General features: G+C 70.5%; 2 protein-coding genes. Both read left to right on the top strand.

What is annotated here, in order from left to right:
* Positions 1-40: 40 nt before the first annotated feature.
* Positions 41-19516 carry a non-ribosomal peptide synthase/polyketide synthase gene (locus tag J5226_RS16945; protein WP_215835609.1) on the top strand — a complete coding sequence of 6492 codons (19476 nt, stop codon included), beginning with the start codon at positions 41-43 and terminating at the stop codon, positions 19514-19516.
* Complete coding sequence (locus J5226_RS16940; protein ID WP_215835608.1) at positions 19513-26856, top strand: non-ribosomal peptide synthetase; 7344 nt, start codon at positions 19513-19515, stop codon at positions 26854-26856. The genes J5226_RS16945 and J5226_RS16940 overlap by 4 nt, the downstream gene beginning before the upstream one ends.

The raw sequence follows: 26856 nt of genomic DNA, 5'->3' as shown, positions 1-26856 counted from the left end.
GCCCCGGCGATCGCGCCGACCCAGAACGAGGTCCAGATACATGAACAAGTACGATGCCGGTACCGAACAAGCGTTGTCGAAGAAATCCGACTCGGGGACCTTGCAGGACCTCGCTCCCGACGCCGGCTCGGCGGACCAGCGGGAATTCCACGCCCAGTTGGCCGCGTGGAACGACACGCGCCAAGACTGGGAAGACGCCGAACGCGGCCTGCATCAGCTCTTCGAACGCCAGGCCGCGGCCACGCCGCAGGCGATCGCGCTGCAGTGCGCGGGCCGGCAACTGAGCTATCGGGCGCTCAACGAACGAGCGAACCGGCTCGCGCGCCACCTGCGCCAACTCGGCGTCGGCCGCGATGAGCGCGTAGGACTGTGCTTGCGCCGCGACGCGGACATGGTGACGGCGATGCTCGCGGTGTTGAAGGCCGGCGGCGCCTACGTGCCGCTGGATCCCTCGTATCCGCGCGAACGCCTGGACTACATGCTGCGAGACAGCCAGCCGCGGGTGGTGCTGACCCAGGCGGCCCTGGCGATCGCCGACGGCGTCGATGCCGCAACCCAGGTCGTCGTGCTGGACGGCGCGCTGCGTCCGTGGGAGGCCTTGCCCGCCGCGGACCTGGACGCGGACGAGGTCGGGCTCGGTCCGGACGGTCTGGCCTACGTGATTTACACCTCCGGTTCCACCGGGCGTCCCAAGGGCGTGATGATCGAACACGGCAACGCCGTGAACTTCATCCGTTGGGCGAGGCTCTCGTTCTCGGCCGAGGAATTGCGCCATACGCTGTTCTCGACGTCGCTGAACTTCGATCTGGCGGTGTTCGAGTGCTTCGCGCCGTTGAGCTGCGGCGGCTGCGTCCACCTCGTCGACAATATTCTTGCGCTGGATGCGGACTCGCCGGTCACGCTGATCAACACCGTGCCGTCGGCGTTGCGCGCGATCGTGGACCAGGGCGCGGTGCCGGCGAGCGTCAGCGTCGTCAACGTCGCCGGCGAGCCGCTCAAGCGCGCGTTGGTCGAGGAGGCGTTCGCGAGCACCGGCGTCGCCAGCGTCTGCAATCTTTACGGCCCTTCGGAAACCACCACGTATTCGACCTGGATCCGGATGCCGCGCGAACGCGGCTTCGATTCGACGGTCGGCCGTCCGGTGGCGAACACCACGGTGCATCTGCTCGACGAGCGCGGCCAACGAGTGGCGCCGGGCGAGATCGGCGAGATCTTCATCGGCGGCGCCGGCGTGGCGCGCGGTTACCTCAACCAACCCGAGCTCACCCGCGAGCGGTTCCTGGCCGATCCGTTCGCGGTGCAGCCCGGCGCGCGCATGTACAAGACCGGCGACGTGGGGCGCTGGAGCGCGGACGGGACCTTGGAGTACCTCGGCCGCAACGACCATCAGGTCAAGATCCGCGGCTTCCGCATCGAACTGGGCGAGATCGAGTTCAAGCTGCTGGCCCAGCCGGGCGTGCGCGAAGCGCTGGTGATGGCGCGCGAGGACGTGCCGGGCGAGAAATACCTGACCGCCTATGTCGTCGGCGCGGACGCCGCCGAACCCGACCCGCAAGCGCTGCGGGCGGCGCTGGCGCAAGCCTTGCCGGCCTACATGGTGCCGACCGCCTGGGTGCGGCTGGCGGCGTTTCCGTTGACGCCGAACGGCAAGATCGACCGCAACGCCTTGCCGGCGCCGGATAGCGCCGGACTCGCGCCGCGCGCTTACGCGCCGCCGCAGGGCGAAACCGAGACCGCGCTCGCGCAGATCTGGAGCGAATTGCTGCGCGTGGCCCGGGTCGGTCGCGACGATCATTTCCTCGAATTGGGCGGGCACTCGCTGCTCGCGGTACAGCTGAGCTCGCGGGTGCGCCAGCGCCTGGGCGTGGAAGTCGGGATGCCGACCCTGTTCGCCCATCCGGTGCTGCGCGACTTCGCCGCGGCCGTGGCGGGGCAGGCACCGGCGCAGCCGTTGCCCACGCTCGTCGCCACGCCGCGGCCGCAGACGCTGCCGCTGTCCTTCGCCCAGCAACGCCTGTGGTTCATCGCGCGCATGGGCGCGCAGGCCAGCGCCGCCTACAACCTGTCCTACGCGCTGAATCTGCGCGGCGCGCTGAACGAAACCGCGCTGCAAGCGGCGCTCGACCGCATCGTGCAGCGCCATGAAGCCTTGCGCACCGGCTTCGCGCTGATCGACGGCCAGGCGGTGCAACGGATCGAACCGGCCGCTGGATTCGCGTTGATACGGCACGATCTGAGCGAGGATCGCCGGTCCGCGACGGACGCCGTCGACGACTGGCGCCGCGTCGAGAGCCGCACGCCGTTCGATCTCGAACGCGGGCCGCCGATCCGCGGCCGCTTGCTGCGTGTGGCGCCGCAGGAACACGTCTTGCTGCTGACGATGCACCACATCGTCTCCGACGGCTGGTCGCTGGAGGTGTTGGCGCGCGAGCTGGCGGAGCTCTACCGGGCTTATGCGTCGCAAGCGTCCGACCTCGGCGCCGATCCGTTGCCGGCCCTGCCGGTGCAGTACGCGGACTATGCGCTGTGGCAACGCGATTGGCTGAGCGGCGAGGTACAGGAGCGGCAGTTGGCGTTCTGGCGCGGGCAACTGGCCGACGCGCCGGCGGTCGTGGCCTTGCCGACCGACAAGCCGCGCCCGGCGGTGCAGGACTTCAGCGGCCAGAGCCTGGCCATCGAGTTCGATCGCGATCTCACCGCGGCGCTCAAGGCGCTGTCGCAACGCCACGGCGCGACCTTGTACATGACCTTGCTCGCGGCCTGGAGCGCGGTGGTCGCGCGGCTGGCCGGGCAGGACGAAGTGGTGATCGGCACGCCGGCGGCCAACCGCGCCTGCGTCGAAGTGGAGCCGCTGATCGGCTTCTTCGTCAACACGCTGGCGCTGCGCCTGGACTTCGGCGACCGCCCGAGCGTGGCGCAATTGCTGGCGCAGGTGCGCGAGCGCGCGTTGCTCGCGCAAAGCCACCAGGACGTGCCGTTCGAGCAGGTGGTCGAAGCGCTCAAGCCCGAGCGCAGCCCAGCCTACAGCCCGGTCTTCCAATTGATGTTCGCCTGGCAGAACGTCCCGCAAACCGCGTTCGCGCTCGACGGCCTGGATCTGACCGCGCTGGCGCCGCAAGCGGCGGACGCGAAGTTCGATCTGACCTTGGAACTGGAGGAAGCGCACGGCCGCATCGTCGGCACGCTCAACTTCGCCAGCGCCTTGTTCGAGCCGGCGACGATGCGGCGCCATCTGGGCTACCTCGAGGCCATGCTGCGCGGCATGGTGCGCGACGAGGCGCAAGCGGTGGATGCGATCGGCCTCGTCGGCGAAGCCGAGCGCCTGCAGGTGCTGACCGCGTGGAACGACACCGACCGCGCCTATCCGCAAGATGCGTCTGTGCACGAACTGTTCGAACGGCAGGCGGCGCTGGCGCCGCAGGCGATCGCGATCGAGCACGAAGGCCGGCGCCTGAGCTACGGCGCGCTGGACGAAGCGGCCGAGCGGCTGGCGCAGCGCTTGCGCGACGCGGGCGTGCGGGCCGAACAGCGCGTCGCGCTGTGCCTGCGCCGCGGCGCCGATCTGGTGACGGCGATGCTGGCCGTGCTCAAGGCCGGCGGCGCCTATGTGCCGCTGGATCCGGCCGCGCCGGCGGAGCGCTTGCGCGACCTGCTCGGCGACTGCGCGCCGCGCGCGCTGCTGACCCACGCCGATCTGGCCGCGGACCGCGACCTGTCCGGCGATTGGGATCTGATCGAATTGGATGCCGCATCGCCCGAGCCGGGCACGCAGCCCGTCCGCGCACGGCCCGCCGACGCTGCCGGCGCCGACCCCAGCCGGTTGGCCTACGTGATCTATACCTCCGGCTCGACCGGCCGTCCCAACGGCGTGATGGTCGAGCATCGCCAGTTGCTCAATCTAATCGGCTGGCACAGCGAGCGCTTCGCGTTGGCGCCGGGCGAGCGTAGCTCCAGCACCGCCGGCGTCGCCTTCGACGCCTGCACCTGGGAGGTGTGGCCGACGCTGTGTCAGGGCGCGACCTTGGTGCTTCCGCCGTCGGCGACGGCGGGCGATCCGGCGGCCTTGCTGGCGTGGTGGGAAGAACAGGATTTGCAGACCAGCTTCCTGGTTACTGCGCTGGCCGACGCGGCCTTGGCGCGCGGGCAGGGCGGACGGCGCGGCCTGCGTTCGCTGCTGACCGGCGGCGACCGCTTGAGCCGCTTGCCGTCGGCGGAACTTCCGTTCGAGCTGGTCAACAACTACGGCCCGACCGAAGCCACGGTGGTGGCGACCTCGGGCGTGGTCCGCCACGACGATACGGTCGTCCATATCGGTGGGCCGATCGCGAACACGCGGATTTATCTGCTCGACCGTCATCGCCAGCCGGTGCCGGCGGGCGCACCGGGCGAGATCTACGTCGGCGGCGCGCAAGTGGCGCGCGGCTATCTGAATCGTCCGGAGCTGACGCAGGAGCGTTTCCACGACGATCCGTTCGCGGCGCAGTCCGGCGCCCGCATGTACAAGACCGGCGACCTGGGACGTTGGCGCTCCGACGGCACGCTGGAGTACCTCGGCCGCAACGACCATCAGGTCAAGATCCGCGGGCTGCGCATCGAGCCGGGCGAGATCGAAGCGCAACTGGCCGCGCAGCCGGGCGTGCGCGAAGCCGCGGTGCTGGCGCGCGAAGACGTGCCGGGCGAAACGCGCTTGGTGGCCTACGTGATCGCGGCCGACGAAACCAAGCCCGAGCCGCAGGCCCTGCGCGCGGCGCTTGCGCAAATCCTGCCGGAGTACATGGTGCCGGCCGCCTACGTCGTGCTCGATGCCTTGCCGCTGACGCCCAACGGCAAGCTCGACCGCCGCGCCTTGCCGGCGCCGGACAGCGCGGCGTTCGCTCAGCGCGCGTACGAAGCGCCGCAAAACGAAGCCGAAACGACGCTGGCGCGGATCTGGAGCGAGTTGCTGCAGGTCGACCGCGTCGGCCGCCACGACCATTTCTTCGAACTCGGCGGCCATTCGCTGCTCGCCGTGCAGTTGATGGAACGGCTGCGGCGCGAAGGGCTGCAAGCCGACATCGTGACGCTGTTCGCGCGGCCGACCCTGGCGGCGCTGGCTCAGGCCGTGGCCGACGCCTCGCGCGCCGATTCGCGCGCGCCGACGGCGCCGCCCAACGCGATTCCGCCCGGCTGCGATGCGATCGAACCGCAGATGCTGCCGCTGATCGATCTGGACCCGCAACAGATCGTGCGCATCGTCGGCGCGGTGCCCGGCGGCGCGGCCAACGTGCAGGACATCTATCCGCTCGCGCCGCTGCAGGAAGGCATCTTGTTCCACCATCTGCTGCAGCGGGAGAGCGATCCCTACCTGTTGTCGATGACCCTCGGCTTCGACGCGCGCGCGTCGCTCGACCGCTTCGTGCACGCCCTGCAGCGGGTCATCGACCGCCACGACGCCTTGCGCACCGCGGTGGTGTGGGAAGGACTGGACGCGCCGGCGCAGGTGGTCTGGCGCGAGGCGCGGCTGCAAGTGAGCACGCTCGAGGCGGCCGGCGACGACGCCGAGGCCGCGCTCGCCGATTGCGCGGGTTCGCAGCGGCTCGACCTGGGCGAGGCGCCGCTGATGCGCGGGTTCGCCGCGTTCGATCCGCGCGGCCAGCGCTGGCTGCTGCGGCTGGTCCATCACCACCTGGTGCTGGATCACACCGCCTTGGACGCGATGCTGGAAGAGATCGGGCTGATCCTGTCCGGCCGCGCCGCGGAACTGGCCGAGCCGGTGCCGTTCCGAGATTTCGTCGCGCACGCGCGCCAAGGCGCAGGCGCGCAGGAACACGAAGCGTTCTTCCGCCGCATGCTCGGCGACATCGACGAGCCGACCGCGCCGTTCGGCTTGCTGCAAGTGCATGGCGGCGGCGACCACGCCGAGGAAGCCGAAACGCTGCTGCCGTCCGCGCTGTCGCAGCGCTTGCGCCGGCAGGCGCGCGGCCTCGGCGTGAGCGCGGCGAGCCTGTTCCATTGGGCCTGGGCGCAAGTGCTGGCCAAGACCACCGGCCGCGACGACGTGGTGTTCGGCACGGTGCTGTTCGGCCGCCTGCAGGGCGTCGCCGGCGCCGACCGGGCGATGGGGCTGTTCATCAACACCTTGCCGCTGCGCGTGCGGCTCGGCGAGGTCGGCGTCGGCGACGGCGTCCGCCAGACCCACGCGGCCTTGTCGGCTCTGGTCGGCCACGAGCACGCCTCGCTGGCGCTGGCGCAGCGCTGCAGCGCGGTGCCGGCCAACGCGCCGCTGTTCACCTCGATGCTGAACTACCGCCACAGCGCCGACGAGAAGGATCCGTCGCAGTGGGTGCCCGGCGCGACGCTGGTGTCGGTGAAAGAGCGCTCCAGCTATCCCATCGACCTGTCGGTGGACGACCTGGGCGACGACTTCAAGCTGACCGCGCAGGCGGTGGCGCCGGTCGGGCCCCAGCGCGTGTGCGCTTACATGCTCAACGCCCTGGCGCAGCTGGCCGACGCGCTGGAACAGGCGCCGCAGACGCCGTCCTGGCGCATCGACGTGCTCGGTCAGGACGAGCGCCATCGCGTGCTGACGGCCTTCAACGACACCCAGCCGCTGCCCGCGCTGGCCGATGCCTGCGTGCACGAACTGTTCGAACGCCGGGCGCAGGCCGCGCCGTCGGCGATCGCGCTGGAGCACGGCGACGAGCGGCTGAGTTACGCCGAGCTCGACCGGCGCGCCGACCGTCTGGCCGCGCACCTGCGCGGCCTGGGCGTCGCGCGCGACGTGCGCGTGGCGATCTGTCTGCGCCGCGGCGCCGACATGCTGGTGGCGATCCTCGCCGTGCTCAAGGCCGGCGGCGCCTACGTCCCGCTGGATCCCGCGTATCCGCGCGAACGGCTCGACTACATGCTCGGCGACAGCCGGCCGCGGGTGGTGCTGACCCAGGCCGGACTGGATATCGCGCACCATCCCAACCTTGCCGCGACGGTGATCGAGCTCGACGCCGCGCACCGGCCTTGGGAAGAGCTGCCGGACACGCGGATCGCACCGGCCGGCGCCGGCCCGGGCGCGGACGATCTCGCCTATGTGATCTACACCTCCGGTTCCACCGGCCAGCCCAAGGGCGTGGCGGTCGAACACGGCGCGCTGAGCCGCCGCATCCAGTCTCTGACCCAGCGCTACGGCTTGCTTCCGTCCGACCGGATGCTGCAGTTCGCGTCGATCAATTTCGATGTGTCGATCGAGGAGATCATGGGCGCGCTGAGCGTCGGCGCGACCCTGGTGTTGCGCGATCCGCGCTGGCAGGACGGCGCCGCGCAGTTCTGGCGGTCCTGCGCCGATGCGCGCATCAGCATCGCCGAGCTGCCGACCAAGTTCTGGCAGTACGCGACCGAAGATCACACCATCGCGCTGCCCGACAGCCTGCGCATCGCGATCATCGGCAGCGAAGCGGTCGAAGCGCGGGCGATCGCGCACTGGGCGGCCCGCCCGGGCCACCGGCCGCGCCTGTTCAACGCCTACGGCCCGACCGAGGCGGTGATCACGGCGACCCTGCAGGAAGTCGAATCCGCGCAGGACGTGCACATCGGACGGCCTGTGCCCGATATCGCGGTGTATCTGCTGGACCGCCGCGGCCAGCCGGTGCCGATGGGCATCGCCGGCGAGATCCATCTCGGCGGCGCGGGACTGGCGCGCGGCTACCTCGACCGGCCGCAGTTGACTCGGGAGCGGTTCCTCGCCGATCCGTTCTCGGCGCAGGCCGGCGCGCGCATGTACAAGACCGGCGATCTCGGCCGCTGGCTCGCGGACGGGACGCTGGAGTACCTGGGCCGCAACGACGAACAGGTCAAGATCCGCGGCTTCCGCATCGAGCTGGGCGAGATCCAGGCGCAGCTCGAGCGCCAGCCCGGCGTGGCCGAGGCGGTGGTGCTGGCGCGCGCGGACGCGCCGGGCGAGCTCAAGCTCGTCGCCTATCTGGTGGCGGCCGCGGACGCGGCGCTCGACCCGCAAGCGCTGCGCCAGGGGCTGGCGCGGACCTTGCCCGACCACATGGTGCCGGCCGCGTACGTGATGCTGGACGCGCTGCCGATGACGCCGAACGGCAAGCTCGACCGGCGCGCGCTGCCGGCGCCGGACGCCGACGCGTTCGCCCAGCGCGCGTACGAAGCGCCGCAAGGCGAAACCGAAACCGCGCTGGCGAAGATCTGGAGCGAACTGCTGCGGGTCGAGACGATCGGCCGCAACGATAACTTCTTCGAGCTCGGCGGCCATTCGCTGCTGGCGGTGCAGTTGATGGAGCGGCTGCGGCGGGAAGGCTTGCACGCCGACATCCGCGCCTTGTTCGCGCAACCCACGCTGGCCGTGCTCGCGCAGGCCGTGGGCGACGCCGAACGCGCCGGCTGGCGCGGGGTGACGGTGCCCGTCAACGCCATTCCCGCCGGCTGCGAGGCGATCGTGCCGCAGATGCTGCCGCTGGTGCGGCTCGAGCAGGCGCACATCGATCGCATCGTCGCCGCGGTTCCGGGCGGCGCGGCCAACGTGCAAGACATCTATCCGCTGGCGCCGCTGCAGGACGGCATCTTGTTCCACCACCTGCTGCAGACCCGCGGCGATCCCTATCTGCTGTCGACGCTGCTGTCGTTCCAGTCGCGCGAAGCGCTCGACGACTTCGTGCAGGCCTTGCAGCAAGTGGTCGACCGCCACGACGTGCTGCGCACGGCGATGCTCTGGGACGGCTTGCCCGAACCGGTGCAGGTGGTGTGGCGCCGGGCGCGGCTGGAAGTGGAGACGCTGGAACCCGACGGCGGCGACGCCGCCGCGCGTCTGGCCGCGCTGGCCGATCCGCGCGACGCGCGCATGGACGTGCGCCTGGCGCCGCTGATGCGCGGCACGGCGGTGTTCGACGCGCGCAGCCAGCGCTGGCTGCTGTTGCTGCTGCAGCATCACCTGGCGATGGATCACGTCGCGGTCGAACTGATCTACGAGGAAATCGGCCTGATCCGCACCGGCCGCGCGCACGAGCTGACCGAACCGGTGCCGTTCCGCAACTTCGTCGCGCAGACGCGGCTGGGCGTGAGTGCGCAAGAGCACGAGGCGTTCTTCCGCGACATGCTCGGCGATGTGGACGAACCCACGGCGCCGTTCGGGATGCTGCAGGTGCACGGCGACGGCGAGAACGTGCACGAGGCCGAACTGACCCTGCCGCGCGCCTTGTCGCAGCGCTTGCGGCAGCAGTCGCGGGCGCTGGGCGTGAGCACGGCGAGCCTGTTCCATTGGGCCTGGGCCCAGGTGCTGGCGAAGACCGCCGGGCGCGAGGACGTGGTGTTCGGCACCGTGCTGTTCGGCCGCCTGCAGGGCGGGGCCGGCGCGGATCGCGCGGCGGGACTGTTCATGAACTCCCTGCCGATGCGCGTGCGCCTGGGCGAGCTCAGCGTGCTGGACGGCATCCGCCGCACCCACGCGACCTTGTCGGGACTGGTCGGCCACGAGCACGCGCCGCTGGCGCTCGCGCAGCGCTGCAGCGCGCTGGCCGCCAACACCCCGTTGTTCTCGTCCTTGTTGAACTACCGCCACACCGCGCCGGCCGGCGATAGCGCGCCGGCCTGGTCGCAGGGCGCGGAAATGCTGTCGGTGCGCGAACGCACCAATTACTCGTTCACGCTGTCGGTGGACGATCTGGGCGAGGACTTCGAACTGCGCGCGCAGATCGAAGAGCCGGTCGAGCCGCAGCGGGTGTGCGCGTTCATGCACAACGCGCTGGCCGGGCTGGTCGAGGCGCTCGAACGCGCGCCGCAGACGCCGTCCTGGCAGATCGAGGTGCTCGACGATTCCGAGCGCACGCGCCTGTGCCGGGAGTTCAACGCGACCGAACGCGCCTACCCGCAGGCCAGCGTGCACACGCAATTCCGCGCGCAGGCGGCGCGCACGCCCGACGCGCCGGCGCTGCGCTTCGAGGAGCGCACGCTGAGCTATGCCCAGCTCGACGCCAAGGCCGAGCGCTTGGCGCATTACCTGATCGAAGCGGGCGTCGCGCCCGGCGCGCGGGTCGGCCTCTATTTGTCGCGCTCGCCGGAACTGCTGATCGCCGTGCTCGGCGTGCTCAAGGCCGGCGCGGCCTACGTGCCGCTGGAACCGAAACTGCCGAAGGACCGTCTGGCCTACATGGTGGAAGACGCCGGCATCTCCTGGGCGCTGTTGGAAGCGGCCGGCATGGACGAGTTGCCTTTGCGCGAAGTGGACGTGGTGCTGATGGACGGCGCGGCCGACGACGAGGAGTGGCTGGCCGATTACGCCCAAGGCGAGCTGCCGGACGTGACGCCGGACGATCTCGCCTATGTGATGTACACCTCTGGCTCGACCGGCCAACCCAAGGGCGTGATGGTCGAACACCGCGGGCTGTCCAACTATCTGGCGCACGCGGTGGAGTCGTACTTGCCGGACGTGGCCGGTTCGGTAGTCAGTTCGCCGCTATGCTTTGACGCGACGCTGACCACGCTGCTGCCGCCGCTGTTGGTCGGCAAGCCCGTGTGGCTGCTGCCCGACGAAACCCATACGCAGACGCTGGCGCGCCTGTCCGAGCGCCTGTTCGCACCGGGCGAGGGCTGGCTGTTCAAGATCACCCCGGCGCACCTGGACGCGTTGTCGTACCTGGAGCGCGATGTCGCCGCCGGCGCGGCGCCGCACTGCATCGTGGTCGGCGGCGAGCAACTGCCGTCGGCGACGCTGCGGCGCTGGAAGGGCGAGCTTCTGCCGAACGCGAGCTTCGTCAACGAATACGGCCCGACCGAAACCGTGGTCGGCTGCAGCGTGTGGACGCTGAAGCACGCGGTGCAACTGGAGGCACTGACCGGATCGGCGGCGACCCCGATCGGTCGACCGATCGGCAATACCGAGCTGTACGTACTCGATGCGCACCGGCAACTACAGCCGGCCGGCAGCATCGGCGAGCTGTACATCGGCGGCGCCGGCGTGGCGCGCGGTTATTTGAACCGCGACGCGTTGACCGAAGAGCGCTTCGTCGTCCATCCGTTCGGCGACGGCCGCTTGTACAAGACCGGCGATCTGGTGCGTTATCTCGCCGACGGCGAACTGGAATTCCTCGGCCGCATCGACGATCAGGTCAAAATCCGCGGTTTCCGCATCGAACTGGGCGAAATCGAAGCGCAGCTGCTGCGTCAGCCCAGCGTGCGCGAAGCCGCGGTGGTGGCGCGCGAGGACGAGCCCGGCGACAAGCGCTTGGTCGCCTACGTAGTCGCCGACAGCGACAGCGCATTCGACACGCAGGCCGTGCGCGAAGCATTGGCTCGACAGCTGCCCGATTACATGGTGCCGTCCGCTTACGTGAGCTTGGCGGCGTTGCCGCTGACCGGCAATGGCAAGCTCGACCGGCGCGCCTTGCCGGCGCCCGGCGGCGCGAGTTCGGCGCGGCGCGACTATGCCGCGCCGCAGGGCCCCGTGGAGACCGCCATCGCCGGCTTGTGGAGCGAGATCCTGCAGGCCGGGCGGGTAGGGCGCCACGACAGCTTCTTCGAGCTCGGCGGGCAATCCTTGCTGGTGGTGCGGATGATCTCGCGCCTGCGCCAGACGCTCGGCCTGCACGTGGCCTTGTCGACCGTGTTCGCCCATCCGGTGCTGCACGACTTCGCGCGGGTGGCCGGCCAGACCCAAGCCGCGGCGCTGCCGGCGCTGACGCCCGGCGAGCGTCCCGACGACATGCCGCTGTCGTTCGCGCAACAGCGGCTGTGGCTGGCCGCGCAGTTCGGCGAGGACGCCAGCGCCGCGTACCACATGCCGATGGCGCTGCGCTTGCGCGGACGCCTGGACCGTCCGGCGCTGCAGGCCGCGCTGGACCGCATCGTGCTTCGCCACGAAGCGCTGCGCACCCGCTTCGAAATCGTCGACGACCGGCCGGCGCAACGCATCGCCGCGGCGGCGCCCTTCGCGCTGGCGTACCAAGACCTCGACCTCGGCGCGGACCAACGCGAAGCCGCGATCGAACACTGGAGCGGGGCGGAGGCGCGCGAGCCCTTCGACCTGTCCCGCGGGCCGCTGTTCCGCGGCCGGCTGCTGCGCTTGGACGATCGCGACCATGTGCTGCTGCTGACCTTGCATCACATCGTGTCCGACGGCTGGTCGCTGGGCGTGCTCGCCGAGGAACTCAGCGCCCTCTATCGCGCTTATGCGGTCGATGCGCTCGCGCATTCCTTCGACCCGCTGCCGCCGCTGCCGGTGCAGTACGCGGACTATGCGCTGTGGCAACGACGCTGCCTGGACGCCGATGCGCAGGAACACCTGCTGCGCTATTGGCGCGGCCAGCTCGCCGGCAGCCCGCCGCTTTCGAGCTTGCCGACCGATCATCCGCGTCCGCCGACCAAGGGCTTCGTCGGCGGCATGGTCCACGCGCAGGTGCCGCAGGCGACCACGGCCGCGCTCAACGAACTGGCCGCACGCCATTCGAGCACTTTGTTCATGGTGCTGATGGCGGCATTCAACGTCGTGCTCTCGCGCTACAACGGGCAGAACGACCTCAATGTCGGCACCGTGGTCGCCAACCGCAGCCGCGGCGAAGTCGAGCCGCTGATCGGCCTGTTCCTGGACACGCAGGCGATACGCACGCGCCTGGACCCGGTGCAGAGCTTCGAATCGCTGCTGCAGCAGGTGCGCGCCACCCTGATCCAGGCCTACCTGCACCAGGACCTGCCGTTCGACAAGCTGCTCGAAGAGCTCAAGCCGGCGCGGCGCCCCGGCGTTCCGCCGCTGTTCCAGGTGATGGTGCAGATGCAGAGCGTGGCCGATCCGGTCGTGCGCCTGCCCGAACTGAGCATCGAGGATCTGCCGCTGACCGAGCACACGGTCAAGTTCGACCTCACGCTGTACGTGAACGAACGCGACGGCGCGATCGAAGTGGCCTACGAGTACGACGCCGCCTTGTTCGAACCGGCGACCATCGAGCGGCTGGCCGCGCGCTACACCCGGCTGCTGGCTGCCGTCGCCGGTGCGCCGCACGCGCGCATCGACGAGTTGGGCCTGCCGGAGACGTTGCCTGCCGCCGCCGGCGCGATCGCCGCGCGGGGCCAGGACGCGGCGCCCGCGAGCCTCTCGCCGCATCAGCAGCGCCTGTGGGCCGAGGATGCCGCCGCGGCGCATCACCGCTTGCCGCTGTTGCTGGAGTTCGACGGCGCGGTTGCGGCCGACCGCCTCGAAACGGCGCTGAACCTCGTCGTGGCGCGCCACGATGCGCTGCGCACGCGGTTCGCCGACGACGGCGCCGCGGTCCGGCAGCAAGCGGACGCGGCGGCGGCGTTGCCGCTGGCGCGGATCGCGCTGGATCACGGACAAACGCCGCTGGCGCGAGCCTTGGCCGAGGTCGAACGCCCGCTGCATCCCGGCCAAGAGCGGCCGCTGCGCGCCGCCTTGCTCCACGACGGCGCGGATCGCGCGTGGCTGTGCCTCGTCGTCCACCGGCTCGTCGCCGACCGCCGTTCGCTGCAATTGCTGGCGCAGGAGATCGTCGAGGCCTATGCGGCGCTCGGCGCGGGCCGCACTCCGGTCCTGCCGGCGCTGCCGCTGCGCTTCGCCGATCACGCGCATTGGCAGTCGAACCTCGGCGCCGATGCGCTCGAACCCCTGCTGATGTACTGGCTGCCGCAACTGCGCGGCCGTTCGCAGACGCTGGAACTGCCGTCGAACCGGCCGCGCGCCGCGCGGCAGCGGTTCAGCGCCGGCCGCCACGGCTTCGCCGTCGATGCCGGGCTGGGCGAGCGCCTGCGCGCCTTCGCCGAACAACGCGCGACGGCGATCGACGACGTGCTGCTGACCGGCTTCGCGGCCATGCTGCATCGCTACAGCGGGCACGCGGAAGCGGTCGTCGGCACCCGCGCCGCGGGCCGCGACCGGCCGGGCCTGGAGGCGATGGTCGGCGCCTTGTCCAATCCGCTGGCGCTGCGCATCGCAGTGCGCGCCGAGGACGATTTCGCGACCTTGCTCGATGAGGTGGCGCGCACGCGCCGCCGCGCCGTCCAGCACGCCGACCTGCCGTTCGATCTGCTGACCGCCCGGCTCGGGCTCGATGGCGATGCGAACCGCGGCGCGCTGTTCGACGCCATGTTCGAGTACGACCCGCAGGGCGGCCAGGCGGTGAGCAGCGGCGAGGTGACGGTCCGGCCGATCGAAACCAACCTCGGCCACGGCAACCACGATCTGCAGCTGTGCCTGTTCCCGCAGGGCGATGGTTTCGAGGCGCGACTGGTCTACAACGCCGAGCTTTACGACGAATGGCTGGTAGCGCAGATGATGCGCCACTTCGTGCGCTTGCTCGACCGGATGACGGCGCAGCCGTCGGGCCGGATCGATCGCGCGGACTTGCTCGACGAGCCCGAACGCGCGCATCTGTGCCACGAACTCAACGCGACCGAACGCGCCTACCCGCAAGCCAGCGTGCACGCGCAGTTCCGCGCGCAAGCGGCGCGCACGCCCGGCGCGCCGGCGCTGCGCTTCGAGGAGCGCACGCTGAGCTATGCCCAGCTCGACGCCAAGGCCGAGCGCTTGGCGCATTACCTGATCGAAGCGGGCGTCGCGCCCGGCGCGCGGGTCGGCCTCTATTTGTCGCGCTCACCGGAACTGCTGATCGCCGTGCTCGGCGTGCTCAAGGCCGGCGCGGCCTACGTGCCGCTGGAACCGAAACTGCCGAAGGACCGTCTGGCCTACATGGTGGAAGACGCCGGCATCGGCTGGGCACTGCTGGAAGCGGCCGGCATGGACGAGTTGCCGTTGCGCGAAGTGGATGTGGTTCTGATGGACGGCGCGGCCGACGACGAGGAATGGTTGGCGGATTACGCGCACGGCGGGTTGCTGCCGGACGTGACGCCGGACGATCTCGCCTACGTGATGTACACCTCCGGCTCGACCGGCCAGCCCAAGGGCGTGATGGTCGAACACCGCGGGCTGTCGAACTATCTGGCGAACGCGGTGGAGTCGTACTTGCCGGACGTGGCCGGTTCGGTGGTCAGTTCGCCGCTGTGCTTCGACGCGACGCTGACCACGCTGTTGCCGCCGCTGTTGGTCGGAAAACCGGTGTGGCTGCTGCCCGACGAAACCCATACGCAGACGCTGGCGCGCTTGTCCGAGCGCCTGTTCGCACCGGGCGAGGGCTGGCTGTTCAAGATCACCCCGGCACACCTGGACGCGTTGTCGTACCTGGAGCGCGAGGTGACCGCTGGCGTGGCGCCGCACTGCATCGTGGTCGGCGGCGAGCAACTGCCGTCGGCGACGCTGCGGCGCTGGAAGGGCGAACTGTTGCCGAACGCAAGCTTCGTCAACGAGTACGGTCCGACCGAGACCGTGGTCGGCTGCAGCGTGTGGACGCTGCGGCACGCGGCGCAATTGGAGGCGCTGGCCGGATCGGCGGCGACGCCGATCGGCCGGCCGATCGGCAACACCGCCTTGTACGTGCTCGATGCGCACCGGCAACTGCAGCCGGCCGGCAGCATCGGCGAGCTGTACATCGGCGGCGCCGGCGTAGCACGCGGTTACTTGAACCGCGACGCGTTGACCGAAGAGCGCTTCGTCGCCCATCCGTTCGGCGACGGCCGCTTGTACAAGACCGGCGATCTGGTGCGTTATCTCGCTGACGGCGAACTGGAATTCCTGGGCCGCATCGACGATCAGGTCAAAATCCGCGGCTTCCGCATCGAACTGGGCGAGATCGAAGCGCAGCTGCTGCGTCAGCCCAGCGTGCGCGAAGCCGCAGTGGTGGCGCGCGAGGACGAGCCCGGCGACAAGCGTCTAGTCGCCTACGTGGTCGCCGACGGCGTCGAAGCGTTCGACACGCAGACCGTGCGCGAAGCATTGGCGCGACAGCTCCCCGATTACATGGTGCCGTCCGCTTACGTGACCTTGGCGGCGTTGCCGCTGACCGGCAACGGCAAGCTCGACCGGCGCGCCTTGCCGGCGCCCGGCGGCGCGGCGTTCGCGCAGCGCGATTTCGAAGCGCCGCAAGGCCCGATCGAGACCATGCTGGCCGCGATCTGGAGCGAACTGCTGGGCGTGGAGCGGGTGGGCCGGCACGACAACTTCTTCGAGCTCGGCGGCCACTCCCTGCTGGCCGTGCGCCTGATGGCCAGCCTGCGCCGCGAAGCGCTGCCCATCGACATCCGCGCCTTGTTCGCGCAGCCGACCCTGGCCGGGCTGGCCGAAGCGGTGGCCGGCGCGCGCGGTCGGGGCGCCGGCGACGTGGTCGTTCCGGCCAACGGCATCGCGCCGGGCTGCGCGGCCATCGCCCCGCACATGCTGCCGCTGATCGCGCTGGACGCGGCGCAGATCGAACGCATCGTCGCCGCGGTTCCGGGCGGCGCGGCCAATGTGCAGGACATCTATCCGCTGGCGCCGCTGCAGGAAGGCATCTTGTTCCATCACCTGCTGCAGACGCAGGGCGACGCCTACCTGTTGTCGACCACCTTGGCGTTCGACTCGCGCGCCCGGCTCGACGCGTTCGTGGCGGCCTTGCAGCAGGTCGTCGACCGCCACGACGTGCTGCGCACGGCGGTGCTGTGGGACGGCCTCGCCGAGCCGGTGCAGGTGGTGTGGCGCCAGGCCCGCTTCGAAGTGGCGACGCCGCGGCTGGCCGAAGGCGATGTCGCGACCCGCTTGGCCGAACTGGCCGACCCGCTGCACACCCGCATGGACGTGAACCAAGCGCCGCTGATGCGCGGTCTGGCGGCGTTCGACGACGTTGGCCAGCGTTGGCTGCTGCAGTTGCTGCATCACCATCTGGTGCTCGACCACACCGCGCTCGATGTGTTGCTGCACGAGGTCGGTCTGATCCTGACCGACCGCGCGCACGAGCTGCCCGAACCGGTGCCGTTCCGCAATTTCGTCGCCCAGGCGCGGCTGGGCGTGAGCGCGCAGGAGCACGAGGCGTACTTCAGCCGCATGCTCGGCGATGTCGAAGAGCCGACCGCGCCGTTCGGCCTGCTCAAGGTGCAAGGCGAGGGCGAGCACGTGCGCGAAGCCCGGCAGCCGTTGCCGCGCGCCTTGTCGCGGCGCCTGCGTCAGCAGGCGCGCAGCCTGGGCGTGAGCACGGCCAGCCTGTTCCATTGGGCCTGGGCGCAAGTGCTGGCCAAGACCACCGGCCGCGACGACGTGGTGTTCGGCACGGTGCTGTTCGGCCGTTTGCAGGGCGGCGCCGGCGCGGAACGCGCGATGGGCTTGTTCATCAACACCTTGCCGATCCGCGTGCGGCTCGGCGAGCTCGGCGTGCAGGACGGCGTGCGTGAGGCGCACGCGGCGCTGACCGACTTGCTCGGCCACGAGCACGCCTCGCTGGCCTTGGCGCAGCGCTGCAGCGCGATGGCGGCGAGCGCGCCCTTGTTCTCGGCGGTGATGAACTATCGCCACAGCGCCGACGACGGCGGCGACGCGCAGACGCCGGCCTGGGCGCAGGGCGTGGAAGTGCTGTCGGCGGTGGAACGCACCAACCACGTGCCCTTCATCATGGCCGTGGACGACCTGGGCGAAGACTTCGAGCTCAAGGCCCTGGTCGAGCGGCCGGTCGATCCGCAGCGGGTGTGCGCGTACATGCACCACGCGCTGGACGCGCTGACGCAGACGCTGGAACAAGCGCCGCAGACGCCGTCGTGGCGGCTGGAAGTGCTCGGCGAACGCGAGCGCGGGCAGGTGCTGTCGGCCTGGAACGACACCCGCCAAGCGTGGCCGCATGCCGACGGCGTCGTGCACGAGTCGTTCGAGCGGCAAGTACGCGCCGCGCCGCAGGCCATCGCGCTGGAGCACGGCGACGAACGGCTGAGCTATCGGGAGCTCAACGAGCGCGCCAACCGCATGGCGCGCCACTTGCAGGGGCTCGGCGTCAAGCCGGACGAGAAGGTGGCGATCTTCCTGCAGCGCAGCGTCGAGATGGTGGTCGCGATGCTGGCGGTGTTCAAGGCCGGCGGCGCTTACGTGCCGATGGACCCGGCGTATCCGCAGGCGCGGCTCGACTACATGCTGCGCGACAGCCGCCCGCGCGTGCTGGTGACCACGGCGGCCTTGCAGGACCAGTTGCCGGCCAGCCCCATCCTCTGGCGCACGCCGGTGGTGGACATGACCGAGGCCGCGCAGTGGCAGCACCTGCCGCATGAGGACATCGACCCGGCCGCGCTGGGCCTGGAGCCCTCGCATCTGGCTTACGTCATCTACACCTCCGGTTCGACCGGCGTGCCCAAGGGCGTCATGGCGACCCACCGCGGCCTGTGCAATCTGGCCCAGGCGCAGATCGCCGGCTTCGGCGTGGAGCGCGACAGCCGCGTGCTGCAGTTCGCGTCCTTCAGCTTCGACGCCTGCATTTCGGAAGTCGCCATGGCCTTGCTGTCCGGCGCCAGCCTGCACCTGCCGCCGCCGGGCGTTCTGGCGGGCATGGAGCTGACCCGCTGGCTCGACGCGCACCGCATCAGCCACGCCACGCTGCCGCCGGCCTTGCTGGCGACATTGCCCGCCGACGCCGCCTTGCCGCACCTGCGCACGCTGATCCTGGCCGGCGAGGCCGCCAGCGCCGCGCAGGTCAAACGCTGGGCGCCGGGACGCCGGCTGATCAACGCCTACGGCCCGACCGAAGCCACGGTCTGCGCGAGCATGCACGACTGCGATCCCGCCGCGAACGAAGCGCCGCCGATCGGCAAGCCGATCGCCAACGGCCGCCTCTACGTCCTCGATTCCCACGGCCTGCCGGCGCCGGTCGGCGTCGCCGGCGAATTGCACATCGCCGGCGTGCAGGTGGCGCGCGGCTATCTCAACAATCCGCAACTCACCCAGGAGCGTTTCCTCGCCGATCCGTTCGCGGCCGGCGCGGACGAGCGCATGTACCGCACCGGCGATCTGGCGCGCTGGCGCGACGACGGCACCATCGATTTCCTCGGCCGCAACGATCATCAACTCAAGCTGCGCGGCTTCCGCATCGAACCAGGCGAAATCGAAGCCAAGCTGCTGGCCCAGCCCGAGGTGCGCGAAGCGCTGGTGCTGGCGCGCGAGGACGCCGCCGGCGACAAGCAACTGGTCGCCTACGTGGCCGACGGCGCCGACGCCGAGCTCGATCCGCAGGCCTTGCGCCACGCGCTCGCGCAGGACTTGCCGGACTACATGGTGCCGGCCGCCTGGGTGGTGCTGCACCGCTTGCCGCTGACGCCCAACGGCAAGGTCGACCGCAAAGCGCTGCCGTTGCCGCTGGGTGCCGTCCAGGCGCACAGCGCCTACGAGGCGCCGGACGGCGAGACCGAGATCGCGCTGGCGCAAATCTGGAGCGAGCTGCTCGGCGTCGACGCGGTGGGGCGTCAAGACCACTTCTTCGAGCTCGGCGGCCATTCCTTGCTCGCCACCCGCCTGATTTCCAGGGTCCGCAGCGAGTGGGACATCGAAATCTCGCTGATCACGGTGTTCTCCAACGCTCGCCTGTGCGAGTTCGCCGAGGCCATCGTCGACTGTCAGCTGTCGCAATTCGACGCCGACGATCTCGAATCGATCGCGGCCGAACAGAAGGGGCTGATCCAATGAGCAACGCGACCGTGAAGAACATGACCCGCGCCGAGCGCGAAGCCCTGCTGCAGGCGGCCAAGGCCGCCCGCGTCAGGACCCGGCCGGCGCCGCAGGCGGCGGGCATCGCGCCGCGCGACGCCGAACGCGCGCACTGGCCGCTGTCGTTCGCCCAGCAGCGGCTGTGGTTCATCGCCCAGATGTGGCCCACCGCGCACTCGCTCGGCTTCGGCCTGAGCCTACGCGGGCCGCTCGACCGGGCCGCGCTGCAGGCCGCGCTGGACCGCATCGTGCAGCGCCACGAAGCGCTGCGCACGCGCTTCGATGTGGCCGGCGACCAACCGGTGCAGCGCATCGCGCCGGCGGCCGGGTTCAGCCTGCAGTACCACGACCTGAGCGCCCCCGGCGCCGCCGAGGCGGGCACGGTCGAGCACTGGCAGCGGGTGGAGGCGGACACGCCGATCGATCTGGAACGCGGGCCGACGATCCGCGGCCGCTTGCTGCGTCTGGGCGAACACGATCATGTGCTGCTGTTGTCGATGCACCACATCGTCTCCGACGGTTGGTCGATGGGCATCCTCGCCGGCGAACTCGACGCGCTGTATCGCGCCTATGCGGCGCAGGGCGTGTCGCCCGAGGCCGATCCGCTGCCGGCGCTGCCGATCCAGTACGCCGACTACGCCGTGTGGCAGCGCGATTGGCTGACCGAGGAAGTGCAGCAGCGGCAAGCGGCGTTCTGGCGCGAGCAACTGGCCGGCGCGCCGGCGCTGGTCGGCCTGCCGACCGACCGGCCGCGTCCGCCGGTGCAGGACTATCGCGGCGCGATCCTGCCGGTCGCGTTCGACCGGGAACTGGCCGCGGGACTCAAGGCGCTGTCGCAACGCCACGGCACGACGTTGTACATGACCCTGCTGGCGGCGTGGGGCGCGCTGGTGGCGCGGCTGGCCGGGCAGGATCAGGTGGTGATCGGTTCGCCCGTGGCCAATCGCACCCGCGCCGAGATGGAGCCGCTGATCGGCTTCTTCGTCAACACCTTGGCGCTGCGCCTGGACTTGAGCGACCGGCCCAGCGTGGCGCAGTTGCTGGCGCAGGCGCGCGAGCGCGTGCTGCAGACCCACGAGCATCAGGAGCTTCCGTTCGAGCAAGTGGTGGAAGCGCTCAAGCCCGAGCGCACGCTGTCGCACACGCCGATCTTCCAGCTGACCTTCGCCTGGCAGAACACGCCCGACGAAGGCCTGGCCCTGGACGGGCTGAGCCTGCAGGTGCTGCCGGCGACCACCGATGAGCACAACGCCCAGTACGACCTGGAACTGGACCTGCACGAAACCGCCGACGGCATCGCCGGCACGCTGGGTTTCGCCATCGCCTTGTACGACCGCGCCACGGTGCAGCGCTATCGCGATTACCTGGAAGCCTTGCTGCGCGGGATGGTGCGCGACGATACCCAAGCCGTCGACGCCATCGACCTGCTCGGCGCGGCCGAGCGCGAGCAAGTCCTGACGCGGTGGAATGCGACCGAGCGCGGCTATCCGCAGGCGCATTGCGCGCACGAACTGTTCGAACGGCAGGCGGCGCTGGCGCCGCAAGCGATCGCGATCGAGTTCGAAGGCCAGCGCCTGAGTTACGGCGAACTCAACGAGCGGGCCAATCGTCTGGCCCACCAACTGATCGCGCAGGGCGTGCGCGCCGAAGTTCGCGTCGCGGTGATAGCGGCGCGCGGCCCGGATCTGGCGACGGCGTGGCTGGCGGTGCTCAAGGCCGGCGGTGCCTACGTGGCGATGGATCCGGCGTATCCGCAAGAACGGCTGGCCTTCATGCTCGACGACAGCCGGCCGCGCGTGGTGTTGACCCAGGCGGCGCTGCAGGACCAGTTGCCGTCGTGCCGGGCGCTGACCACCGCCAGCGTGCTGGTGCTCGACGAGCCGACCTGGCTGCAGCGTCCGGCGACCGATCCCGAGCGCGCGGCCACGGGGCTGCAGACCGATCATCTGGCCTACGTGATCTACACCTCCGGCTCGACCGGCCGTCCCAACGGCGTGATGGTCGAACATCGTCAGTTGCTCAATCTGATCGGTTGGCACAGCGAGCGCTTTGCGTTGGCGCCGGGCGAACGCAGTTCCAGCACCGCGGGCGTCGCCTTCGACGCCTGCACCTGGGAGGTGTGGCCGACGCTGTGTCAGGGCGCGACCTTGGTGCTTCCGCCGTCGGCGACGGCGGGCGATCCGGCGGCTTTGCTGGCGTGGTGGGAAGAACAGGATCTGCAGACCAGTTTCCTTGTTACTGCGCTGGCCGATGCGGCGCTGGCGCGCGGGCAGGGCGGACGACGCGGCCTGCGCTCGCTGCTGACCGGCGGCGACCGCTTGAGCCGCTTGCCGTCGGCGGAACTGCCGTTCGAGTTGGTCAACAACTACGGCCCGACCGAAGCCACGGTGGTGGCGACCTCGGGCGTGGTCCGCCACGACGATGCGGTCGTGCACATCGGCGGGCCGATCGCGAACACGCGGATTTATCTGCTCGACCGTCATCGCCAGCCGGTGCCGGCGGGCGCGCCGGGCGAGATCTACGTCGGCGGCGCGCAAGTGGCGCGCGGCTATCTGAACCGTCCGGAGCTCACGCAGGAGCGTTTTCACGACGATCCGTTCGCGGCGCAGCCCGGCGCGCGCATGTACAAGACCGGCGACCTGGGACGTTGGCGCTCCGACGGCACGCTGGAGTACCTCGGCCGCAACGATCATCAGGTCAAGATCCGCGGGCTGCGCATCGAGCCGGGCGAGATCGAAGCGCAACTGGCCGCGCAACCGGGCGTGCGCGAAGCCGCGGTGCTGGCGCGCGAAGACGTGCCGGGCGAACTGCGTCTGGTCGCCTACGTGGTCGCCAGCGATGGCGAGGCCAAACCGGAAGCGCAGACGCTGCGCGCAGCGTTGGCGCAAACCTTGCCGGACTACATGGTGCCGGCCGCGTACGTGGCGCTGGACGCGCTGCCGCTGACGCCGAACGGCAAGCTCGACCGCCGCGCGTTGCCGGCGCCGGACGGCGCGGCCTTCGCTCAGCGCGCGTACGAAGCGCCGCAAGGCGAGGCCGAAACGACGCTGGCGCAAATCTGGAGCGAGCTGCTGCGCGTGGATCGGGTAGGGCGCCGCGACAGCTTCTTCGACCTGGGCGGCCACTCGCTGCTGACCGTGCAGTTGGTCTCGCGCGTGCGCCAGCGGCTCGGGGTGGAAATGGCGGTGTCCGACCTGTTCTCGCATCCGACCCTGCACGAGTTCGCAGCGCGGGTCGGGCAGGCGCCGTCGAGCGCGCAACCGGCGCTCGCGGCCGCGGCGCGGCCGCAACGCCTGCCGCTGTCGTTCGCGCAGCAGCGGCTGTGGTTCATCGCGCAGATGGGGCTGGAGGCCAGCACGGCCTATCACATGCCCGCCGGCCTGCGCCTGCGCGGCCGGCTGGACCGGGATGCACTGCAGGCGACGCTGAACCGGATCGTGCGGCGCCACGAAGCCCTGCGCACGCGCTTCGAGCTGATCGACGGGCAGCCGGTGCAGTGCGTCGACGACGCCGCGGCATTCGCTTTGTCGCATCACGACCTCGGCGCGGACGCGCGTTCGCCACAGGAGGCCATCGAGCACTGGCAGCGCATCGAAGCCGACGCGCCGTTCGATCTCGCCGGCGGGCCGCTGATCCGCGGACGGCTGCTGCGTCTGAGCGACGACGACCACGTGCTGCTGCTGACGATGCACCACATCGTGTTCGACGGCTGGTCGTTGGGCGTGTTGACCGCGGAACTGGCCGAACTGTACCGCGCCTACGCCAGCCAGCGGCTGTCGCCGCAGATCGATCCGCTCCCGCCGTTGCCGGTGCAGTACGCCGACTACGCCGTGTGGCAGCGCGATTGGCTGGCGGGCGAAGTGCAGGAACGGCAGCTGGCGTTCTGGCGCCGGCAACTGGCCGCCGCGCCGGCGCTGGTCGACCTGCCGACCGACAAGCCGCGCCCGCCGGTGCAGGATTATCGCGGCGAAAGCGCGCCGATCGAGCTCGACGCCGAACTCACCGCAGCGCTCAAGGCCTTATCGCAGCGCCACGGCACGACCTTGTTCATGACCTTGCTCGCCGCCTGGGGCGCGCTGGTCGCGCGGCTGGCGAATCAGGACGAGGTGGTGATCGGCACGCCGGTGGCCAACCGCACCCGCGCCGAGGTCGAGCCGCTGATCGGCTTCTTCGTCAATACGCTGGCCTTGCGCCTGGATTTCAGCGACCGCCCGAGCGTGGCGCAGCTGCTGGCCCGCACGCGCGACCACGTGCTGCAAGCGCAGAACCATCAGGAGATTCCTTTCGAACAAGTGGTGGAAGCGCTCAAGCCCAAGCGCACGCGCGCGCACAGCCCGGTCTTCCAGCTCATGTTCACCCTGCAGAACGCCGCGCAGACGGCGTTCGAGCTCGACGGACTGCGCCTGGAGGAACTGCCGGCGCCGCCGGCCAACGCCAAGTTCGATCTCATCCTGGAATGGCAGGAACAGCAGGGGCGCCTGAGCGGCAACCTGTGCTTCGCGACGGCGCTGTTCGAGCCCGACACGATGCGGCGGCACCTGACCCAACTCGAAGCGCTGCTGCGCGGCATGGTGCGCGACGATGCGCAGGCGGTGGACGCCATCGCGATTCTCGGGCCGGCGGATCGGCAGCAGGCGCTGACCGCCTGGAACGAGACCGAGCGCGACTACCCGCGCGAGCGCTGCGTGCACGAACTGTTCGAGCGGCAAGCGGCCGCGACGCCCGACGCGGTGGCCTTGCTGCACGACGGCCGCGCGCTGACCTACACGCAGCTCAACCGGCGCGCGAACCGGCTCGCGCGCGAGCTGCGCGCGCGCGGCGTCGAAACCGCGGATCGGGTGGCGCTGTGCATGGAGCGCAGCCCGGAGCTGATCGTCGCCTTGCTGGCGATCCTCAAGGCCGGAGCGACGTATGTCCCGCTGGATCCGAGCTATCCCGCGGCGCGCCTGGACTATCTGCTGCGCGACGCGGCGCCGGCGCTGGTGCTGACCCAGCCGCATCTGCTGGGGACGCTGCCCGAGTCTGCGCCGCCGGCGATCGCGCTCGACGCCGAGGTCGCGGACGCCTCTCCCGGCGACGCCGCGGCGGCGGACGAGAGCGATCTCGACACCGCCGAACTTAGGATCACGCCCGAACACGCGGCCTACATCATCTACACCTCCGGCTCGACCGGCGAGCCCAAGGGCGTGATCGTGCCGCACCGCGCGATCAATTGTTTGGCCATCGACAACGGCTATGCGGCCATCGATGCCGGCGATTGCGTCGCCCATTGCAGCAATCCGGCCTTCGACGCCTCCACCTTCGAGATCTGGACCGCGCTGCTCAACGGCGCGCGCGTGCTCGTCCTGGACAAGCCGACCCTGCTCGACGCCGCGCGCTTCGCCGCGGAACTGCGCGCCCACCGGGTCTCGGCGCTGTTCCTGACCACCGCCTTGTTCAACCAGTACGCGCTCGCCCAGCCCGGGATCTTCTCGGGCCTGAAGTACCTGCTGTTCGGCGGCGAGCGCTGCGACGCGGGCATCGTCCGGCGCATGCTGGGCGAGGGCGGGCCACGGCATCTGCAGCACGTCTACGGCCCGACCGAGACCACCACCTTCGCGACTTCGCAGACGGTGACGGCGGTAGCCGACGATGCGCTGTCGGTTCCCATCGGAAGCCCGATCTCCAACACCCGCGTCTACCTCCTCGACCGGCACGGCGAACCGGTGCCGGTCGGCGCGGTCGGCGAAATCCACATCGGCGGCGACGGCGTCGCCCACGGCTATCTCAACCGCCCCGAGCTGACCGCCGAACGCTTCCTGCGCGACCCCTTCGGCGGCGCGCAGGCCCGGATGTACCGCACCGGCGATCTGGCCCGCTGGCGCAACGACGGCAGCATCGAGTTCCTCGGCCGCAACGACCATCAGGTCAAGATCCGCGGATTCCGCATCGAACCCGGCGAGATCGAAGCGCAGCTGCTGCTGCACGAGCAGGTGCGCGAAGCGGTGGTGCTGGCGCGCGACGACATCGGCGACGGCAAGCGTCTGGTGGCCTACCTGACCCATGCCGGCACCGCGCCGGATCTGGACGCCTTGCGCACGCACCTGCACCAGACCTTGCCCGAGCACATGGTGCCGGCCGCCTTCGTCGTGCTCGATGCGCTGCCGCTGACGCCCAACGGCAAGCTCGACCGCAAGGCCTTGCCGGTTCCCGACGCCAGCGCCGTGCCGCGGCGCGAGTACGATCCGCCGCGCGGCGCGAACGAGATCGCGCTCGCGCAGTTGTGGAGCGAACTGCTGCGCGTGGAGCGGGTAGGGCGCAACGACAACTTCTTCGAACTCGGCGGGCACTCGCTGTTGATCACCCGCCTGATCGACGCCGCGCGCCGGCGCGGTCTGGCCATGGATCTGCGGCAGGTGTTCGACGCGCCGACGCTGGCGAGCCTCGCCGCGCTCGCGCGGCGGGACGAGCGCGGCGCCGACGCGCAGTCCAATCTGATTCCGGTCCGCACCGGCGGCTCGCAGCTGCCGCTGTTCTGTTTCCACGAAGGCTTCGGCAGCGTGCTGGCCTACGACCGGCTGGCGCGCTTCATCGACGACGACGTTCCGGTCTACAGCATCGAGGCCCGGGCCATGCACGAGGACCCGCCGGTCTATCGCTCGCTGGCCGAGATGGCCCGCGACTACCTCAAGCAGGTCGTGGCGGTGCAGCCCGCCGGGCCTTATCGGCTGGCCGGTTGGTCGGGCGGCGGTCTGGTCGCCTATGAGGTCGCCCACCGCCTGCTCGAACTCGGCGAGCCGGTCGAGTACCTGGGAATGATCGACACCTACAAGCTCAAGCCGGCCGACCTGGACGGGGAAATCGCCGAGACCAAGCACTACCTGATCCGCACGCTCGAATACCTGCGCCCGGACCTTCCGCCCAACGTGCTGCGCGGCTTGCTCGCCTTCGACGATCTCGAGGCGATGGTCGCCGAATGCCACCGCAACGGCTGGCTGCGGCCGGAGATCACCGGCCGCGAGATGGACCGGCGCTTCCAGGTCGCCAACGACATCGCCCGCGCCTGCGTCGAATACTCGCCGCCGCTGCTGGCGATGGAGGTCGATCTGTTCAGCGCGCAGGAACCCGCGCGCGCCGACCGCAGCAACGGCTGGTCGGCTCTGCTGGGCCCGCGGCTGAAGATCGCCGCGGTCGGCGGCACTCACATGTCGATGATGCAGGACGAGGCGCTGATCGCCCAGATCGCCGGCCCCATGAACCAATCGCTGCGCCGCTCCCGCGCCGCCGCCCACCGGCCCGCGCGAACCGCCGCGCACAGCGCCGATCTCCCTGTCTCCTGA

The organism is Lysobacter sp. K5869 (assembly GCF_018847975.1).
Taxonomy (GTDB): domain Bacteria; phylum Pseudomonadota; class Gammaproteobacteria; order Xanthomonadales; family Xanthomonadaceae; genus Lysobacter.
Note: the sequence above shows the minus strand (reverse complement) of the source record. Positions and strands in the feature narration are given on the sequence as shown.